The sequence below is a fragment of the Amycolatopsis sp. YIM 10 genome, assembly GCF_009429145.1.
Taxonomy (GTDB): Bacteria; Actinomycetota; Actinomycetes; order Mycobacteriales; family Pseudonocardiaceae; genus Amycolatopsis.
Genome location: NZ_CP045480.1, coordinates 7,593,087 through 7,611,003, shown reverse-complemented (window position 1 = coordinate 7,611,003; position 17,917 = coordinate 7,593,087). Strand labels below are relative to the sequence as shown.

Sequence of the window (17,917 nt, the reverse complement as noted above, 5' to 3'; positions counted from 1 at the left end):
CAGCTCACGGTAGCGAGCACCGGTCCGGCCCGCTGCCCACTTCCGGCCGTTCCCCGATCAACCAAAGTTGATCCGGTTGCCCGCCAAGCGCGGTATCGGTGCAACCCCGCCGCGCGGTCTGCTGAGCAGGTGATCGAAGTGAGGGAACTAGTCAAGACCTTCGGCGGCACCACCGCGGTGGACGGCCTGTCGTTCGACGTCCGGCCGGGGGTGGTCACCGGCTTCCTCGGCCCGAACGGGGCCGGGAAGTCCACCACCATGCGAATGGTGCTCGGCCTCGACCGGCCCAGCCGCGGCACGGTGACCATCGGCGGCCGGTCCTATGCGGACATACCGGCGCCACCGAGGGAGATCGGTGCCGTGCTCGACGCCAAGGCTGTCCACAGTGGACGCAGCGCGCACGCGCACCTGAAGTGGATGGCGCAGGCGGGCGGGATCCCGGTGCGCCGGGTGGACGAGGTGCTCGACCAGGTCGGGCTCACCGCGGTGGCGGGCAGGCGGGCCGGGGACTTCTCGCTCGGCATGTCACAGCGCCTCGGCATCGCCGGCGCGCTGCTGGGCGACCCGGCCACGCTGCTGTTCGACGAACCGGTCAACGGCCTCGATCCCGAGGGCATCCAGTGGATCCGCACGCTGATGCGCGAGCTGGCGGCGGAGGGCCGCACGGTTTTTGTTTCCAGCCACCTGATGAACGAGATGGAGGAGACCGCCGACCACGTGCTGGTCATCGGGCGCGGGAAGCTGATCGCCGACCTGCCGATCACCGAACTGACCTCGCGCAGCGCACACGCCCACGTGCGGGTGCGGACCCCGGAGGCCGCGCGGCTCGGCGGATTGCTCGGCGAGCACGGCGGCCGGGTCCGCCGGGAGCCGGACGGCGACCTGGTGGTGACCGGGCTCGCCGCGCCGTGGATCGGCGACTTCGCGCTCGCGCAGCGCATTCCCGTGCACGAACTGACCACCGTCCGCGCCAGCCTCGAAGCCGCGTTCCTGGAACTGACCGCGGGCTCCGCGCAGTACTCCGCCGAAGTCGCCGAGACCGCGCGGGCGCTGACCGAAGAAGGGAGCCGGTGATGGCACCGCGTCCGGGAGCGACGATCGCGAGCGAGTGGACCAAACTGCGCTCGGTCCGGTCCTCCTGGCTGACCCTGGTGGTGGCGGTGGTGCTGGCGATCGGGCTGACCGCGTTGTTCGCCACCGCGGTCGCCGCCGGGCACGACACGCTCAGCCCGCCCGAAAAGCTCGCGTTCGACCCGGTCGGCAGCGGGCTGTTCGCGCTCGGGCTGGTGCTGATCCCGTTCATCGTGCTCGCGGTCAACGCCACCGCGTCCGAGTTCGCCAGCCGGATGATCGCGGTCTCGCTGGCGATCACCGCGCGGCGCGGGCGGTTCCTGGCCGCCAAGGTGCTGGTGGTCGGCGCGGTGGCGGCGGTCGGCGGGCTGTTCTGCGCGGTGGCCGCGTTCCTGGTGAGCCAGGGCATCTTCGCCGGCGCCGGGGTGCCGTACGCGGGCTTCGGTGATCCCGGTGTGCTGCGGACCGTGTTCGGCTGGGCCCTGCAGATCGTCTTGTTCAGCCTGCTCGGCGTGCTGGTCGCGGTGCTGCTGCGCAGTGCCGCCGGGGCCATCGCCACCCTGCTCGGCCTGGTCTACCTGCCCGCGATCCTCGGCCCGATGCTGCCGGACTGGGTGCACACCCACGTGCTGCGGTTCCTGCCGTCGGCCACCGCGGACGCGTTCACCGGCAACGGCACGCAGAACCTGCCGCTGTGGGCGGCCGGGCTGGTGATGGCGGCCTGGATCGGTCTGCTGTGGACGGTCACCCGCCACGTGCTCGTCACCAGGGACGCCCGATGACTGTGCCGACCGGCGCGTCGGTGGAATACTTCGGCACCGAGCGCGGCTGCGGCCGGGAATGAGGAGCCAGTGACCGACAAGATCGAGTTATCCTTGCCTGCCAAGGCCTATCTGCTGGCCTGCCGCGGGGATCGGCTGCCGGACCGGCAACGGGTGGGGTATCTGGTCCGGGCCGCCGCGCTGACCGATCTGCTGCTGCGGGGCCGGGTGGCCGACCACGACGGCGTGGCCGGTGCGGTGCCCGGTGGTTCCACCGGGGACGCCGTGCTCGACGAGGTGCTCGGGCAGGTCGTCGAGAGCGATCCGCGCAAATGGCGGCACTGGGTGCGCAAGGACTACCGGCGCGCGCTGGATTCGGTGGAGGAACAGCTTTCCGAGGCGCACCTGATCCGGGTGGAGCGCTCGCGGTTCTTCGGGCGGCGCCGGATCACCCTGCGGAACACCGCGCTGGTGCGGGATCTGCACGCCACTGTCGACAAAGCGCTTCGAGGTGACGCGCCGGTGTCGCGCGTTCCCCGTGAGGACGCCGCGCTGGTCGCGCTGGTGGCCGCCGTCGAACTGAAGGGCGTGGTTTCCGGCCGGGACCGGCGGCGGTGCAAGGCGCGGCTGCGGGAGCTGGAGGAACGTGGTGGCGCGGCGATTCCGGCGCTGCGCAAGGTGTTCCGCGAACTGCGCCAGGTGCGCGCCGCGGCCGCGTCGGGCGGCGACGGCGGCGGCTGATCAGCCGAGCCCTTCCGGGGTGACCAGGCAGAACGGGTGGCCGGCCGGATCGGCGTACACGCGGTAGCCGATGGGCTTGTCGGAGCCGTCGAGCAGCTGCCCGCCGAGCGCGAGCACCTCACGCTCCGCCTCGTCCAGATCGGCCACCAGCAGGTCGAGGTGCAGTTGCTGGGCGGGCTCGCCGGTGGCCCAGTCCGGGCGGAGGTAGTGCTCGGTCCGGTGCAGGGCCAGTGCGGGCTGCTCACCGCCGAGCGCCAGTTCCACGGAGTCCGGGCCGTCCTTGGTCCGCTCGGCCCCCAGCAGTTTTTCGTAGAACGGCGCGAGTGCCCGGGGGTCGGGGCAGTCGACCACCACGACGGCGAGCTTCGAGCGCGGCCGGAACAACCGGTCGAGGTAGTAGTCGATGGTGGTCAGCACCTCGTCGGCCGAGCACTCCTCCAGGATCACCGAGGTGCGCAGGGAGTCGACCATGCTCCAGAGCAGACGCGCCTCCTGCACCGGATCGCGGTCGGCGGCCACGTCCCCGGCGGCCTGCGCGGTCCGCAGCAGCCCGGCGAAGAAGTCGATCAGCTTCGGGGTGCCTTCGGTGATCACCTGGCGCATCTCCGGCTCGGTCAGCGCGCGGATGAAAAAAGCGGTCTCGATCAGCTGCTCGGCGCGGGTCACCTCGTCCACCGGCAGCAGTTCGGCCAGGCAGGTGCGCACGATGTCCTTGGGGGAGGGGTGCTCGGCGATGGCCAGCACCCGCTCGGTGATCCGCCGGTCGCGTTCGGCGCTCTGGTACTGCAGCGCGTAGAGCAGCATCTCGTCCTTGGTGCGGAAGTAGTGCTGCACCGCGCCCATGGACAGCCCGGCTTCGGTGGCCACCTGCCGCAGGCTCACCGCCTCCAGCCCGCGCTCGGTCGCCAGGCGCACCAGCGCCCTGGCGATCAGGCCGCGGCGCTCGTCGGGGTCCACCTTCTTCGGCAAACCGTTCCCCCTGCCACTGCGCGGTGGCCGCGTTGCCCGGCCGCTCACCCCTCGTTTACCATGCGATCGCATTGTAAACATGGGGACAGGGGCAATTCCATGTCGGGGACGGTGCGGCTGCGGCCGCCGAGCAACGAACTGAATCCACGGGTGGTCGGGTGGTGGCGCGCGCAGTGGGCGCTGACCTTCGCCGTCCCGGTGGCCGTGCTGGTGGTGCTGGGCCTGCTGATCAGCGGGGCGCGGTTCTGGCTGCTGCTGCCCGCGGTGGTGCTGGGGGTGATCGCGTTGCCGTTCGTGGTGCTGATGCCGTTGTGGTGGTACCGCGTGCACCGCTGGGAGGTCACCGACACCGCGGTCTACGTGCGCACCGGGTATTTCTGGCAGGAGTGGCGCGTGGCGCCGATGTCACGGATCCAGACCGTGGACACCGTGCGCGGTCCGCTGGAGCAGGGCTTCAAGCTGGCCACGGTCACGGTGACCACCGCGTCGTCGAAGGGCCCGATCAAGATCGAGGGGCTGGACCACGAACTCGCCGCGGACCTGGCCCAGCAGCTCACCGAAACCACCCAGGCCACGCCGGGTGACGCCACATGACCGAGCCCATCAAGCCCACCGGGTCCGCCGAGACTGCCGAGACAGCCGAGCTGACCGAGACTGCCGAGCCCACGAGGCCCGCCGGGTCCGCCGAGCCCACTGGGCCCGCTGGGTCCGCCGGGTCCGCCGGGTCCGCTGGGCCCGCTGGGTCCGCCGGGTCCGCTGGGTCCGCCGGGTCCGCCGGGTCCGCTGGGCCCGCCGGGTCCGCTGGGTCCGCCGGGTCCGCTGGGCCCGCCGGGTCCGCCGAGGCCGCTGTGCCCACCGTGCCCGAGGAGGCCACCGAATCGTGGCGCAGGCTCGACCGCCGCACGATCTACGTGAGCGCGCTGGTGCTGGCCGGGGTCGCCGTCGGCGCGGGGGTGCCGACCGGGATCGGGATCGCGGCGGGCAACGGGCTCGGCGTCGCGCTGGCCTGGGTGCTGCCCGCGGCCGCGCTGCTGGTGCTCGGCGGCACCGCGGCGGACTACGTGCGCTGGCTCAAGACGCGTTACCGCGTCGGCCCCGAGCGCGCCGAACTGCACACCGGGCTGCTGCTGGTGAAACGCCGGTCGCTGGCCAGGGAGCGCATCCGCAACGTGGACCTGACCGCGAACCCGCTGCTGCGGATCTTCGGACTGGTCTCGGTGAAGATCGGCACCGGGGAGCAGCGCCAGGGCGGGGAGAGCACGCTGGTGCTGAACCCGGTCACCAAAACCGAGGCCGACCGGCTGCGCCGTGAACTGCTGGCGCGTGAGTCCACAGTGGACGAGCGACCCGGGGTGGACGGCACGCTCGCCCGGCTCGACCCGGCCTGGATCCGGTACGCGCCGATCTCCTTCCTGGTGCCCGCGCTCGGCCTGGCCGCCGGTGGCGCGGTGATGCAGGTGTCGGACTGGATCGGCATCCAGGACGGCTTCGTCCGCTGGATGATCGACCTGTTCCGCGGTTTCCCGCTGGTGCTGGCGATCCTGGTGCTCGCGGGCATCCTGCTGGTGGTCGGCTTTGTCGGCTCGCTCGCGCTGTTCGTCGAGATGTGGTGGAACTACCACCTCGAACGCGAGCCGGGCGGCACGCTGCGGGTGCGCCGCGGGCTGCTGACCACGCGCTCGATCTCGCTCGAGGAGCGGCGGCTGCGCGGGGTCGAGGTGGTCGAACCGCTCGGCGTCCGGCTGGCCGGCGCGGCCAGGGTGGACGCCGTGGCCACCGGCATGGTGCAGCGCCAGGAGGACGACAAGACCGACAACAAGACGCTGCTGCCCGCCGCGCCCAAGGAACTGGCCGACCACATCGCCGCGGTGGTGCTGCGGGAGCGGAAGTCGCCGACCGAGGCGGCCCAGTTGATCGGGCACCCGCTCGCCGCCCGCGGACGGCGGCTGCGGTGGGCGATCGGCACCGTGGTGGTGCTGGTGGCCGTTCTCGCCGTGCTCGGCCTGCTGCTCACCGACGTGCTGCTGCACCTCGCGTGGATCGCCGCGGTGCTCGGCCTGCCGATCGCGGTGGTGCTGGCCGTCGACGCCTACAAGTCGCTCGGCCACGCCATTTCGGGGGACTACCTGGTGGCCAGGGCCGGTACGGTGCGGCGGGCCACGGTGGCGCTGCAACGCGAGGGCGTGATCGGCTGGACGGTCAAGCAGTCGATCTTCCAGCGGCGCGCCGGGCTGATCACGCTGACCGCCACCACGGCCGCCGGGTCCGGTGGTTACGCCGTGCTCGACGCGGCCGAGAGCGAGGGCCTGGCCTTCGCCGACGAGGCGGTGCCGGAACTGCTCGGGCCGTTCCTGGAACGTGGCTAGATTGACGGTATGCGCACTGCTTTCGGGGAACAGTTCGACGTTCCGGCCGGGTACCTGAACACGCCGAGCATCGGGGTGCCCCCGGCTTCGGCCGCCGACGCGGTGGCCGAAGCCGTGGCCCGCTGGCGCCGTGGCGCGGACCGGCCGCCGGACTTCGACGCGGTGGTGGCGGCGTCGCGGGACGGTTTCGCGCGGCTGATCGGCGTCGAGGCCGAGCGGGTCGGTACCGGCACCACGGTTTCGCAGCTGATCTCGATGGTCGCCGCCGGACTGCCCGACGGGGCGAAGGTGCTCGTCGCCGAGGGCGACTTCACCAGCGTGACCTTTCCCTTCGCGGCGCAGGAACGGCGTGGTGTCACGGTCACCGAGGCGCCACTGGCCGATCTCGCGGACCGCGCGGCGGGCCACGACCTGGTCGCGGTGAGCGTGGTCCAGTCCGCCGACGGCCGCTACGCCGACCTCGACGCGCTGCGCGCCACCGGCGTCCCGGTGCTGCTCGACGCGACGCAGGCCATCGGCTGGCAGCCGCTCGACCTCGGCTGGGCGGACTGGGTGGTCTCGGCCTGCTACAAGTTCCTGATGGCCCCGCGCGGGGCCGCCTGGATCGCGGTGCACCCGCGCGCGCTGGAGCGCACGGTGCCGCACGGCGCGAACTGGTACGCGGGTGGCAACCCGTGGGAGACCGTCTACGGCTTGCCGATGCGCCTGGCCGACGGCCCGCGCTCGCTGGACCTGTCCCCGACCTGGCTCTCGCACGTCGGCGCCGCGGTCACCCTGCCCTATCTCGCCTCGCTGGACCTGGAGCAGGTGCGGGCGCACTGCGTGAAGCTGGCCGACTCGGTGCTGGCCGGACTCGGCCTCCCGGAGCGGGGCAGCGCGATCGTCTCGCTGCCGCAGCCGGAGGCTCCCGCCCAGCTCGGCGAGGCCGGGGTGGTGTGCAGCAAACGGGCCGGGCGGACCCGGCTCGGCTTCCATCTCTACAACTCCGCGGAGGACTGTGAGCTGGTGTTGAAGGCGCTGCGCCCGTTCGAGTGACCATCGGAGTGGGACGTCGGTTACCGTGACACCTCGTGGTTGGTGCCAACTTCTCCTACCCCGGTGGTGACGCCGCGAGCGACACCGCGCCGCTACCGCGCGTCGGGCAGTCCGCGCCGCCCCCTGACCGGCGGTCGTTCCCGCCGTCCGGTTCGCTGTTCGGCGGTCCCGTGTTCAAGGGTCTCGGCCTGGTGCTCGTCGCGCTGGTGTCCGGGCTGGTCTGGTGGCTGATCCGGTACGAGGCCGAGCCCGAGATCCAGGCCCAACCGGACCCGCTGGTCTCCGGCGAGTTCAAGTACGAGCGCGTGGCGGGCCCGGTGACCAGCACCGACTGCGCCGGGAACGCCTACGGCGAGATCAAGCGCTGGTTCGCCGAGCACCCCTGCCAGCGGGTGGTGCGCGCGCTGTACGTGACCAACGCCGGTGAGGGCGCGCGGGCGCTGGTCTCGGTGGTGCTGGTCACCATGCCGGACCCGGAACTGGCCGCCCAGCTCAAGGCGGTCACCGACACCGACAACACCGGCAACATCAACGACCTGCTCCGCGACGGCACCGCCAAGCTGCCCAAGGCGCCCGAGGTGGCCAAGGGCAACTACGAGTCCAAGGCCAGCGGCGCCGAGGTGACCATCGTCGAGGGTGACTTCTACGACAAGCACAAGGACGACCCGCTGCTCAAGCGGGTCACGGCCGACGCGCTGCGGCTGTCCGAGGCCCTGCGCCCCGGGACCTAGGTCCCCGGCAGCGCGACGGCGGCGGGTGACTCGCCCGCCTCCTTGCGCCACGACGTGCCGCGCGTGGCCGAGCCGACCAGCGCACGCAGCGCGACCGTCCGCAGCACGGTGTCGTCGGTGCGTTCGAGCACCCCGCGCCAGGCCGCGGCCGCGTCCGCTTCGGCGGTGGCCACCAGCGCCATCGCCGACTTCGCGTCGGTCACCGGCTTCGGCGGCAGGTAGGCGGGCTCGGTCGGGACCGGGGTCGCCCCGGCCGCGGTCAGCATCCGCTCGCAGGCGTCCCGGCGGTCGCGGTGCGCGCTCGCGCCGTTGTCGGTCCCGCTGCGGAAGTCGTTCGGCAGGAACGCGGTGACCAGCCCGTAGACCCACACCGCGGCGTGCTCGGCCGACAACGCGTCCTGCACCGCGGTCACCGACTCCGGGGGCAGTTGCCCGGTCTGCGGCGGCTCCACGTCGTCCCCGGCGGCACCCGCGCCGAGACCGGGGGAGAGCTGCTGCAGCGCGGCGCAGCCCGCGGCCACCGACCCGACCAGCCCGGCGCGGTGCCGCGGCAGCGTCGGCACCAGGTCCGCGGCCTCCTTGCGGGCCTGCTCCAGCCGGTCCTTCAGCGCGTCGAGCCCGGCCGCCTGCCCGCTGTCGGGTGCGGTGGACGACTTGGGCCGGTTGAGCCTGTCCACTTCGGACTGCAGCGCGTCCGCCTGCGCGGTGCGCACCGCGGCGACCTGCTCGGCCAGCTCGGCGCCGTCCCCGCCGGCCGAGGCGAGCGCGGTGGCGGCGGTGGCGTCGGCACGGGCCCGCGCCAGCAGCGGGGCCAGCTCGTCCGGCGCGGTTTCGTAACCGGGGCCGCACGCGGCGGCCAGCGGCATGGTCGCGGCGGCGGTGCCGAGGAACGCGCCCGCGCGCAGGACGCTCCGCCGGCTCAGCGGTGTCGGTCTTGATCTCACGACGCCCCATCCTGCCAGCAAGCCGATGCCGACCGCGCTCATGCGTGCCTGACGGCGCACCGGATAAGCTGGACCATCACTGAGCCGAACAGCCGAACAGGAGAGCGCCAAGGTGGCAGGAGAACTCGCCGGGCGGCTCGAGCCGATCGTGGCCGAAGCCGTTTCGGGCGCGGGTTTCGAGCTCGATGCCCTCGAGGTGCAGCAGGCGGGCCGACGCAAGCTGGTCAAGGTCGTCGTCGACGGCGAGGACGGCGTGGGGTTGGATGAGGTGGCCGAGGTCAGCCGGACCGTTTCGGCCGTGCTGGACGAGCAGGAGCACGTGCTGGCGGGCGCGTACACGCTGGAAGTCACCTCCCCGGGGGTGGATCGCCCGCTGAGCAAGCCGCGGCACTGGCGCCGCGCGAAGTTCCGACTGGTCCGGGTCACCCCCGCCGACGGAGCCGGCTTCGTCGGCCGCGTGGGGAACTGCGACGAGGACGGCGCGCGCATGCTCGTGGACGGGCAGCTGCGCACGGTCCGGTACACCGACGTCGCCAAAGCGGTGATCGAGATCGAGTTCCGGCAACCGCCGGCCGAGGAGCTGAAGCTGCTCGAGAGCGACACAGCCGACACCGGCGACACCGGCGACATTACGGAGGAGGAGTCGAAGTGAACGTCGACATCGCGGCGCTGCGTGCGATCGAGCGGGACAAGGACATCCCCTTCGACACCGTGCTGGAAGCCATCGAGACCGCGCTGCTGACCGCCTACAAGCACACGGAGGGGCACCAGCCGCACGCCAGGATCGACATCGACCGCAAGAGCGGGTACGTGCGCGTGCTCGCGCACACCCTCGACGACAGCGGTCAGGTCGACGAGGAATGGGACGACACGCCCGAGGGCTTCGGCCGGATCGCCGCCACCACCGCCAGGCAGGTCATCCTGCAGCGGCTGCGCGACGCCGAGCACGAGAAGACCTTCGGCGAGTTCGCCACCAAGGAGGGCGAGATCGTCGCCGGGGTGATCCAGCGCGACGCGCGGGCCAACGCCCGGGGCATGGTGGTGGTGCAGATCGGCGGCACCGAGGGCGTGCTGCCGCAGGCCGAGCAGGTGGCCGGTGAGTCCTACCAGCACGGCAGCCGGATCAAGGCCTACGTCTACGCGGTCTCCCGCAGCGCGCGCGGCCCGCAGATCATGCTCTCGCGCAGCCACCCGAACCTGGTGCGCAAGCTCTTCGCGCTGGAGGTGCCGGAGATCGCCGACGGCACGGTGGAGATCGCCGCGGTGGCACGTGAGCCAGGTCACCGGTCCAAGATCGCGGTCCGCTCCACGGTGCCCGGGGTGAACGCCAAGGGCGCCTGCATCGGCCCGGTCGGCGCCCGTGTGCGCAATGTCATGAGCGAGCTGGCCGGCGAGAAGATCGACATCATCGACCACTCCGACGACCCGGCTCGCTTCGTCGGGAATGCGCTGTCGCCGGCGAAGGTTGTCTCTGTCCGAGTGGTGGACGAACGGGCCAAGACCGCGCGTGTGGTGGTCCCGGACTTCCAGTTGTCGCTGGCCATCGGCAAGGAGGGGCAGAACGCCCGCCTCGCCGCGCGGCTGACCGGGTGGCGGATCGACATCCGGAGCGACTCCGCCCCGGACGCGGTCGAGGAGGTAGTCGAGGACGTTCCGGAGGCGCCCGAAGGGGCGGCGGAAGCGGAGTCGACAGGACTCGATCAGGACTCAACTCCGCGTCCGGCAACAACCGGTTCCGCCGACTGAAGGACCAGGGGCTAGACTTGGGAGTGGTTCGAAGCTCGGAACCGGAAATCGCGCTCGGCCACCGGGGAGACCCGGTGCGCACGTGTGTCGGTTGCCGGGAGCGGGCTTCGCGCGGTGAGTTGCTGCGAGTGGTCGCGGTCGAGGGCAGGCTGATCGCCGACGAACGTCGGCGGATGCCGGGGCGGGGTGCCTGGGTGCACCCGGTCGCGGACTGCCTGGCCAAGGCCGAGCGGCGGCGAGCGTTCCCCAGGGCGTTGCGGGTGCCCGGGCCGCTCGACGCGGCGCAGCTCCGGCAGTTCACCTCAGGTGTGACCGGGTGACGGGCTCCAGTGGAGCCCGCCGCCCGGAACGGCGCGGGACGTACCCGTGCCGCGTGGATTCAAGGAAGCAGGTCGACCCGTCATGAGTCAGCCGTGAAGCTGAAGCCATGAACGCGCGACAATAGGACGAGGTCTGCGGTCTTGCCGCCGGCCTCCCCAGAACAGGAGTGCTGTGCCAGGCAAGGCCCGCGTACACGAGCTCGCCAAGGAGCTCGGGGTTACCAGCAAGGAAGTACTCGCCAAGCTCAAGGAGCAGGGCGAATTCGTGAAGTCGGCGTCGTCGACGGTGGAGGCCCCGGTGGCCCGCCGCGTCCGTGACGCCTACGCCAAGAAGGACGGCGCCAAGGGCGGCAAGAAGCCGCTCCCCGGCCCCGCCAACGGCGCGAAGCCGGGCCCGAGCCCGGCCAAGATGGCGCCGAAGCCCGCCGCCCCGGCGCCGCAGGCACCCGCCCAGGAGCGTCCGGCCGCGCCGCAGCAGCAGCGCCCGGCCGCCGCCTCCGGCTCGCGTCCCGGCCCCGGTCCGCGTCCGGGCCCACGGCCCGCGCCCGCCGCGCCGGCCGCACCCGCGTCGCCGCAGCCTCCCGAGCCGAAGCCGGAGCAGGAAGCCCCGGCGGCCAAGGCGGCTCCGGCCGAGCAGGCGCCGCCCGCCCCGAAGCCGGAGACGCCCGCCGCGGCTTCTCCCGGGGTGGTCCCGCCGAAGCCGCAGGGCCCCAAGCCCGGTGGCCCGAAGCCCGGTCCGCGTCCCCCGCGGGTCGGCAACAACCCGTTCGGTGTCGGCTCCGGCGCTCCCGCGCCGCGCCCGTCCGGGCCGCGTCCCGGTGGCGGGCAGTCCGGTGGCGACCGTCCCCCGCGTCCGGGTGGCGACCGCGCGCCGCGTCCCGGTGGGGACCGTCCCGCCGGTGACCGTCCCGCGGGCAACCGCCCGAACCCGGGCAACATGCCCCCGCGTCCGAACCCCGGCATGATGCCGGGCCGCACCCAGCGCCCCGCGCCGGGTGGCGGCCGCGGTGGCCCCGGCGGTGGCGCTCGTGGCGGCCCCGGTGGCGGCGCTCGTGGCGGCCCCGGTGGCGGTCGCGGCGGTCCCGGTGGCGGTGGCGGTGGCTTCCGTCCCGGTGGCGGCGGTCCCGGTGGCGGCGGCGGTGGCTTCCGCCCCGGCGGCGGTGCCCCGGCCGGTGGTGGCGGTTTCCGCGGTGGCGGCGGTGGCCGTGGCGGCCCCGGTGGCCGCGGCGGCACGGCCGGTGCCTTCGGCCGTCCCGGTGGTCCCTCGCGCAAGGGCCGCAAGTCGAAGCGGCAGAAGCGCCAGGAGTACATGGACAACATGCAGGCGCCCAGCGTCGGTGGTGTCCGTCTGCCCAAGGGCTCCGGTGAGACCATCCGGCTGCCCCGCGGTGCCTCGCTGACCGACTTCGCGGACAAGATCGACGCGAACCCGGCTTCGCTGGTGCAGGTGCTGTTCCACCTCGGTGAGATGGTCACCGCCACGCAGTCGGTGTCGGAGGACGTGCTCGAGCTGCTCGGCTCCGAGATGAACTACGTCGTCCAGGTGGTCAGCCCCGAGGAGGAGGACCGCGAGCTGCTGGAGACCTTCGACATCACCTACGGCGACGACGCCGGTGACGAGGAGGACCTGCAGGTCAGGCCGCCGGTGGTGACCATCATGGGTCACGTCGACCACGGTAAGACCCGCCTGCTGGACACGATCCGGAAGACGAAGGTGCGCGAGAGTGAAGCCGGTGGCATCACCCAGCACATCGGCGCCTACCAGATCGAGACCGAGCTGGAGGGCACGCCGCGGCTGATCACCTTCATCGACACCCCGGGTCACGAGGCGTTCACCGCCATGCGTGCCCGTGGCGCGAACTCCACCGACATCGCGGTGATCGTGGTCGCCGCCGATGACGGCGTGATGCCGCAGACGGTCGAGGCGATCAACCACGCGCAGGCCGCCAAGGCGCCGATCGTGGTCGCGATCAACAAGATCGACAAGGAGGGTGCGAACCCGGACAAGATCCGGCAGCAGCTCACCGAGTACAACCTGGTGGCCGAGGAGTACGGCGGCGACACCATGTTCGTCGAGATCTCCGCGCGGCAGAACATCAACATCGACGGCCTGCTCGAGGCGATCCTGCTCACCGCGGACGCCGCACTGGACCTCCGGGCCAACCCGGACATGGAGGCACAGGGCGTCGCGATCGAGGCGCACCTGGACCGCGGTCGCGGTCCGGTGGCCACGGTGCTGGTGCAGCGCGGAACGCTGCGGGTCGGCGACTCGGTGGTGGCGGGCGACGCCTACGGCCGCGTCCGCCGCATGGTTGACGAGCACAACGTGGACGTCACCGAGGCACTGCCCTCGCGTCCGGTGCAGGTCATCGGGTTCACCTCGGTGCCCGGTGCCGGTGACACCTTCCTGGTGGTGGACGAGGACCGGGTCGCGCGGCAGATCGCCGAGCGGCGCCAGGCCCGCATCCGCAACGCCCAGAACGCGGCGAAGCGGAAGCGCGTCAGCCTGGAGGACCTGGACTCCGCGCTGAAGGAGACCAACACCCTCAACCTGATCATCAAGGGTGACAACTCGGGTACCGTCGAGGCGCTCGAAGCATCCTTGCTGCAGCTGGACGTGGGTGAGGACGTCGACCTCAACGTGGTGCACCGCGGCGTCGGTGGCGTCACCGAGAGCGACATCGACCTGGCGACCGCTTCGGACGCCATCGTGCTGGGCTTCAACGTCCGGGCGCAGGGCAAGGCCACCGAGCGGGCCACGCGTGAAGGCGTGGACGTCCGCTACTACACGGTGATCTACCAGGCGATCGACGAGATCGAGCAGGCGCTCAAGGGCATGCTCAAGCCGGAGTACGAAGAGGTCGAGCTGGGCAAGGCGGAGGTCCGCGAGGTCTTCAAGTCCTCGAAGATCGGCACCATCGCCGGTTGCCTGGTCACCTCGGGCGAGATCCGCCGCAACGCCAGGGCGCGCCTCATCCGCGACAACGTCGTGGTCGCCGAGAACCTGCCGGTCAGCTCGCTGCGGCGGTTCAAGGACGACGTGGTCGAGGTCAGGGACGGCTACGAATGTGGTCTGACCCTGGGCTCGTACAGCGACATCAAGGTCGAGGACGTCATCGAGACCTACGAGCAGCGCGAGAAGCCTCGCGCCTGAGGTGTGGCACCGGCCGGGGACGGGCAAGGCGGTCCCCGGCCGGTTCACGCGTGGGACCCACTACCAGGTAGGGGCAGATGTACGTAGGTGCGCTCGAGTTCGACCTGTTGCTCGGGGACGTGCACTCGCTCAAGCAGAAGCGCTCGGTGGTGCGCCCGCTGATCGCGGACGTGCGCAAGCGGTTCGAGGTGTCGGTCGCCGAGGCCGGTCACCTCGACCTGCACCGCCGTGCGCTGGTCGGAGTGGCGCTGGTGGCCGCCGACAGCGAGCATGTGCGGGACGTTCTCGATGCCTGTGAACGCCTGATAGCCGGTCGCCCGGAGCTGGAACTGCTCTCGGTGCGGCGACGGCTGATCGGACCCGAAGACTAGAAAGGGGTGTGCGTCGTGGCCGATCCGGCACGCGCGCGCAAGCTCGCCAAGCGGATTTCCCAGATCGTGGCCTCCGCCATCGAGCACGACATCAAGGATCCGCGGCTGGCGAACGTGACGATCACGGACACCAAGATCACCGCGGACCTGCATGACGCGACGGTGTACTACACGGTGCTCGGCGAGACGCTGGACTCCGCGCCGGACATGGCGGGTGCGGCTGCCGCGCTCGAGTCCGCCCGCGGGGCGCTGCGGTCGAAGGTGGGGCAGGGGACCGGCGTCCGGTACACCCCGACGCTGACCTTCGTCACCGACAACATTCCCGAGGAGGCGCAGCGGATCGAGGATCTGCTGGCCAAGGCGAGGGAGGCCGACGCCGAGGTGGCCCGCCGGGCGACCGGGGCGCAGCCTGCCGGGGAAGCCGACCCGTACCGCCCGCCGCGGGTGGACGACGACGAGCTTTCGCGCTGATCCTCCTTGTCCGGCAAGGGCATTTCGCGACGGGCGCTGCTGCTGGGCGGCGGCGCCCTCGCGGCTGCCGCCTGCGCCCCGTCCGAACCGGCTGATCCGCCGGCCACCTCGGTGGCACCGCCGGTGGTCCCGGCTCCGCCGACCCCGGCCGGTCCGGTCACCGTGGACCGCGTGTTCTCGGCGGCGCGCGGGGCCGAGCTGGACCTGGTGCTGATCACGCCGGAGGGCGTGCCCGCGGCGGAGTTGCCGGTCTGCCTGGCGTTGCACGGGCGCGGTTCCAGCGCGAAGACCTTCGTGGACCTCGGGTTGCCGTCGAAGCTGACCGAAGCGGTGCGGGCGGGTATGCCGCCGTTCACCGTGGCCGCGGTCGACGGGGCCAACTACTGGATCGCGGTCGACGAGTCCGACGATCCGCAGCGCATGCTGAACGGCGAGCTGCCCGAATGGCTGACCCGCCGCGGCCTCGGCCTGCGCACCGGCGGGGTGCCGTCGGCGGTGATGGGCATTTCGATGGGGGCGTTCGGCGCGTTGCGCTACGCCCGCGACCACCGCGCCTTGCGAGCCGCCGCCGCGGTGAGCCCGGCGTTGTTCGTCGGCTGGGGTGACGCGCGGTCCCGCAAGGTGTTCCGCGATCGCGCCCAGTGGGAGTCACACGAACCCCTGTTGCACGCCGACGAGACGGCCCCGGTGCCGGTGGGCGTCTGGTGCGGCACGCAGGACCCGTTCGCCGGGGCGGCCCGCCGGTACATCCAGGCGGCGCGTCCGGCGGTCTCGCGGTTGTCGCCGGGCGGGCACACCGAGAAGTACTGGAAGAGCGTCCTGCCGGACGTCCTCCGCTTCATCGGCGAGCGGATCGGTTAGGCGCCGCTCGCGGGATCATCGCGAGGGTGAGGGCCAGGACGGCGGTGCTCAGCCCGATCGCGACGAGCACCGCCGGATGGGTGCCGGAGCGGAAGAACACGGTGCCCAGCAGGGCGACGCCGATGGTCGCGCCGAGTTGCTGCACGGCGTTGAGCAGTCCGGACGCCGAGCCGGTTTCGTGCGGGGCCACGCCCGCCAGCGCGTTGCCGAAGAACGGCACGGTGAACAGTCCGAGGCCGATCCCGGTGACGAGCAGCGGTACCACCGTGAGCGACACCGCGATCCCCGCCAGCCCCAGGAGCACCAGGACCAGGCCGGCCCGCATCACCTTCGGCCCGAACCGCGGCACGAGAACCGCGCCCGCGACCCATGAACCGATCGCGAGCCCGGCCGACCACGGCAGCAGAGCGAGCGCCGCACCGGACGGGGTTTTGCCCTGGGAGAGCTGAAGGAACAGCACCAGCACGAACAGCAGGCCGTTCATCACCGTGAAGAACAACAGCGAACCGGCCAGCGACGCGGGGAAAACCCTGCCGCGGAACAGACCTGGTTCGACGAGCGGGTCGGTCCGGCCTCGCTGGTGAAGGGCGAACACGACCAGCGTCGCGACCCCGAGCGCCAGGCACAGCCACGTCCAGCCGGGCAGACCGGGGTTTCCGCCTTCCACCAAGGGAAACACCACCAGTCCGAGCCCGGTCGAGGCCAGCAGCGTCCCGGTGAGGTCCAGCCGTGGCCTGGTGGGAGAGCGGTCTTCGCGGATCAACGGCGCGACGGCGAGCACAGCCAGTCCCAGCGGCACGTTGACCAGGAACACCGGCCGCCAGCCGAGGCCGAAGAGGTCCGCGTCGGTGAGCGCGCCGCCGGCGATCGGCCCGCACAGCGAGGACAGCGCCATGACCGGGCCGATGGTGCCCAGCGCCTTCGCCACCTCGGTGCCGCTGAACATCGCGCGGATCAGGCCGAACGTCTGCGGAATGATCAACGCGGCGCTCGCGCCCTGCACGGCGCGGGCGGCGAGCAGCACCGCCGCGGTCGGCGCGCCCGCGCACACCGCGGAGCACACCACGAAGGTGAGCACTCCGGCGACGAACACGCGGCGGCGGCCGAGGATGTCGCCGAGCCTGCCGCCGGTGATGAGGAGCAGGGCGAACGGGAGCGTGTAGCCGGCGGTCAGCCACTGGAGCGTGGCGTCGTCCACCGCGAGGTCCGCGCGGATCGCGGGGCCTGCCACCGGCATCACGGTGCTGTCGAGCAGGTTCATCGCCTCGGCGAGCAGGAGCGCGGCGAGCGCCTGCCACCGCCAGCGGTAGAGCTGACTTGTCATGTACGCGAAGCTAGGTTCTGCCGACTGACATGACCGCATATCGACATTCAACTGACGGATAGTTCCATTTGAGCCGGGTTAGCATCGGGAATATGACGCTCGACGACCTCGACCGCGCCCTCATCCATGCCCTGCACGTTGATGGCCGCGCCCCGTTCAACCAGGTCGCGGCGGTGCTCGGCACCTCCCAGCAGACGGTGGCCAGGCGGTACCGCAGGCTGCGGTCGAACGGGGTGCTTCGGGTGGTCGGCATGACCGATGCGCGGCGGCTCGGTCAGGTGGAGTGGTTCCTGCGGCTGCGCTGCACGCCGGACACCGCGCTGACGGTGGCCGGGGCACTGGCCCGGCGGGCGGACACGTCGTGGGTGCAGCTCACCTCGGGCGGCACCGAGATCTCCTGCGTCATCCGCGCGCCGGGCGGTGACGCGCCGCAGGCCCTGCTGTTGCGGCAACTGCCGAAGACACCACGGGTGGTTTCGGTGTCCGCGCACTGCCTGCTGCGCTCGTTCGTCGGTGGCCCGGTCGGCTGGCACGGCCGCGCGCGTGTGCTCACCGACGATCAGATCGCCCGCCTCACCCCGGATTTCGGCCCGTCTCCGTCCGAAGTGGACATCGACGGTGACGAGCAGCTGCTGACCGCGCTCCAGCAGGACGGCCGCACCACCTTCGCCGGCTTGGCCGCGGCCACCGGGCGGTCCGAACCGACCGTGCGCCGGCGGGTCGGTCAGTTGCGCGCGGGCGGGATCCTGTACCTGGACATCGATCTGGACGCGACCGTGCTCGGCTTCCACGCCCAGGCGATCCTGTGGTTGTCGGTGCGTCCGGCGCACCTGGTGACCGCCGCCCGCGCACTGGCGCGGCAACCGGAGGTCGCACTCGCGGCGATCACCACGGGGCCGGCGAACCTGCTCGCGAAGATCGTGTGCCGGGACGTCGACGCGCTCTACACCTGCCTGACCGAACGGATCGCGACCATCGAGGCGATCGACCACCTGGAAACCGCCCCGGTGATCCGCACCCTGAAACGCGCGGCGACCACGTCCGGTTGACCG

General features: G+C 72.1%; 18 protein-coding genes. 15 read left to right on the top strand and 3 right to left on the bottom strand.

From position 1 onward, the window contains the following. The first annotated feature begins 129 nt into the window (after positions 1-129). The 3 genes from YIM_RS35865 to YIM_RS35855 all read left to right on the top strand — a co-directional run bounded on the left by YIM_RS35865 (position 130) and on the right by YIM_RS35855 (position 2,573). Positions 130-1,074 (top strand): ABC transporter ATP-binding protein, encoded by a 945-nt coding sequence (locus YIM_RS35865; protein ID WP_153034555.1) that lies wholly within the window; start codon positions 130-132, stop codon positions 1,072-1,074. Beyond that, positions 1,074-1,853 carry an ABC transporter permease gene (locus YIM_RS35860; protein ID WP_153034553.1) on the top strand — a complete coding sequence of 260 codons (780 nt, stop codon included), beginning with the start codon at positions 1,074-1,076 and terminating at the stop codon, positions 1,851-1,853. Before YIM_RS35865 ends, YIM_RS35860 begins: the two co-directional genes overlap by 1 nt. A 93-nt stretch (positions 1,854-1,946) precedes the next feature. Further along, positions 1,947-2,573, top strand: coding sequence for a GPP34 family phosphoprotein (locus YIM_RS35855; protein ID WP_228004237.1), 627 nt, complete (start codon positions 1,947-1,949; stop codon positions 2,571-2,573). Here YIM_RS35855 and YIM_RS49435 read toward each other — a convergent pair whose 3' ends face one another. Then, positions 2,574-3,542, bottom strand: a complete 969-nt coding sequence (locus YIM_RS49435) for a VOC family protein (protein WP_228004236.1) — start codon at positions 3,540-3,542, stop codon at positions 2,574-2,576. It lies immediately after the preceding gene. 99 nt (positions 3,543-3,641) lie between these two features. On the opposite strand from YIM_RS49435, the gene YIM_RS35840 reads away from it, so the two are divergent. The 4 genes from YIM_RS35840 to YIM_RS35825 all read left to right on the top strand — a co-directional run bounded on the left by YIM_RS35840 (position 3,642) and on the right by YIM_RS35825 (position 7,674). Further along, positions 3,642-4,136 carry a PH domain-containing protein gene (locus tag YIM_RS35840; RefSeq protein ID WP_153034552.1) on the top strand — a complete coding sequence of 165 codons (495 nt, stop codon included), beginning with the start codon at positions 3,642-3,644 and terminating at the stop codon, positions 4,134-4,136. Between the two features lie 254 nt (positions 4,137-4,390). Then, complete coding sequence (locus YIM_RS35835; RefSeq protein ID WP_228004235.1) at positions 4,391-5,908, top strand: PH domain-containing protein; 1,518 nt, start codon at positions 4,391-4,393, stop codon at positions 5,906-5,908. Positions 5,909-5,917: 9 nt separating this feature from the next. After that, a complete protein-coding gene (locus YIM_RS35830) occupies positions 5,918-6,943 on the top strand; it encodes an aminotransferase class V-fold PLP-dependent enzyme (RefSeq protein WP_153034549.1) in 1,026 nt (341 codons plus the stop codon). 35 nt (positions 6,944-6,978) lie between these two features. Further along, positions 6,979-7,674 carry a hypothetical protein gene (locus YIM_RS35825; RefSeq protein ID WP_228004234.1) on the top strand — a complete coding sequence of 232 codons (696 nt, stop codon included), beginning with the start codon at positions 6,979-6,981 and terminating at the stop codon, positions 7,672-7,674. Here YIM_RS35825 and YIM_RS35820 read toward each other — a convergent pair. Then, positions 7,671-8,618, bottom strand: coding sequence for a ferritin-like domain-containing protein (locus YIM_RS35820; protein WP_228004233.1), 948 nt, complete (start codon positions 8,616-8,618; stop codon positions 7,671-7,673). The two genes, YIM_RS35825 and YIM_RS35820, sit on opposite strands and share 4 nt — an antisense overlap. Positions 8,619-8,730: 112 nt before the next feature. On the opposite strand from YIM_RS35820, the gene rimP reads away from it, so the two are divergent. From rimP to YIM_RS35785, 7 genes are all read left to right on the top strand, one after another. Next, positions 8,731-9,270 (top strand): ribosome maturation factor RimP, encoded by a 540-nt coding sequence (gene rimP, locus YIM_RS35815; protein ID WP_153034548.1) that lies wholly within the window; start codon positions 8,731-8,733, stop codon positions 9,268-9,270. After that, entirely contained in the window at positions 9,267-10,364 is a 1,098-nt protein-coding gene (nusA, locus tag YIM_RS35810) for a transcription termination factor NusA (RefSeq protein ID WP_153034546.1), read from the top strand. The genes rimP and nusA overlap by 4 nt, the downstream gene beginning before the upstream one ends. Positions 10,365-10,438: 74 nt before the next feature. Continuing rightward, a complete protein-coding gene (locus YIM_RS35805) occupies positions 10,439-10,684 on the top strand; it encodes a YlxR family protein (protein WP_206804729.1) in 246 nt (81 codons plus the stop codon). Positions 10,685-10,856: 172 nt separating this feature from the next. Then, the gene (gene infB / locus YIM_RS35800) at positions 10,857-13,838 is read left to right on the top strand and encodes a translation initiation factor IF-2 (RefSeq protein ID WP_153034543.1); all 2,982 of its coding nucleotides are present in this window, start codon (positions 10,857-10,859) and stop codon (positions 13,836-13,838) included. Between the two features lie 77 nt (positions 13,839-13,915). Further along, a complete protein-coding gene (locus YIM_RS35795; RefSeq protein ID WP_153034542.1) occupies positions 13,916-14,209 on the top strand; it encodes a DUF503 domain-containing protein in 294 nt (97 codons plus the stop codon). Positions 14,210-14,224: 15 nt separating this feature from the next. Beyond that, positions 14,225-14,680, top strand: a complete 456-nt coding sequence (gene rbfA / locus YIM_RS35790; protein ID WP_153034540.1) for a 30S ribosome-binding factor RbfA — start codon at positions 14,225-14,227, stop codon at positions 14,678-14,680. A 6-nt stretch (positions 14,681-14,686) separates the two neighbouring features. Then, positions 14,687-15,541 carry an alpha/beta hydrolase family protein gene (locus YIM_RS35785; RefSeq protein WP_228004232.1) on the top strand — a complete coding sequence of 285 codons (855 nt, stop codon included), beginning with the start codon at positions 14,687-14,689 and terminating at the stop codon, positions 15,539-15,541. Here YIM_RS35785 and YIM_RS35780 read toward each other — a convergent pair. Further along, a complete protein-coding gene (locus YIM_RS35780) occupies positions 15,519-16,865 on the bottom strand; it encodes an MFS transporter (RefSeq protein ID WP_153034539.1) in 1,347 nt (448 codons plus the stop codon). The two genes, YIM_RS35785 and YIM_RS35780, sit on opposite strands and share 23 nt — an antisense overlap. A gap of 92 nt (positions 16,866-16,957) precedes the next feature. Here YIM_RS35780 and YIM_RS35775 point away from each other — a divergent pair, with 92 nt between their 5' ends. Continuing rightward, positions 16,958-17,914, top strand: a complete 957-nt coding sequence (locus tag YIM_RS35775; protein ID WP_153034537.1) for an Lrp/AsnC family transcriptional regulator — start codon at positions 16,958-16,960, stop codon at positions 17,912-17,914. Positions 17,915-17,917: the final 3 nt, after the last annotated feature.

Bases quoted from the DNA above. Each gene is read 5' to 3' on its own strand.
- YIM_RS35860 (WP_153034553.1), top strand. From the start codon at position 1,074: ATGGCACCGCGTCCGGGAGCGACGATCGCGAGCGAGTGGACCAAACTG.
- YIM_RS35775 (WP_153034537.1), top strand. From the start codon at position 16,958: ATGACGCTCGACGACCTCGACCGCGCCCTCATCCATGCCCTGCACGTT.
- YIM_RS35795 (WP_153034542.1), top strand. From the start codon at position 13,916: ATGTACGTAGGTGCGCTCGAGTTCGACCTGTTGCTCGGGGACGTGCAC.
- YIM_RS35830 (WP_153034549.1), top strand. From the start codon at position 5,918: ATGCGCACTGCTTTCGGGGAACAGTTCGACGTTCCGGCCGGGTACCTG.
- YIM_RS35840 (WP_153034552.1), top strand. From the start codon at position 3,642: ATGTCGGGGACGGTGCGGCTGCGGCCGCCGAGCAACGAACTGAATCCA.
- YIM_RS35780 (WP_153034539.1), bottom strand. From the start codon at position 16,865: ATGACAAGTCAGCTCTACCGCTGGCGGTGGCAGGCGCTCGCCGCGCTC.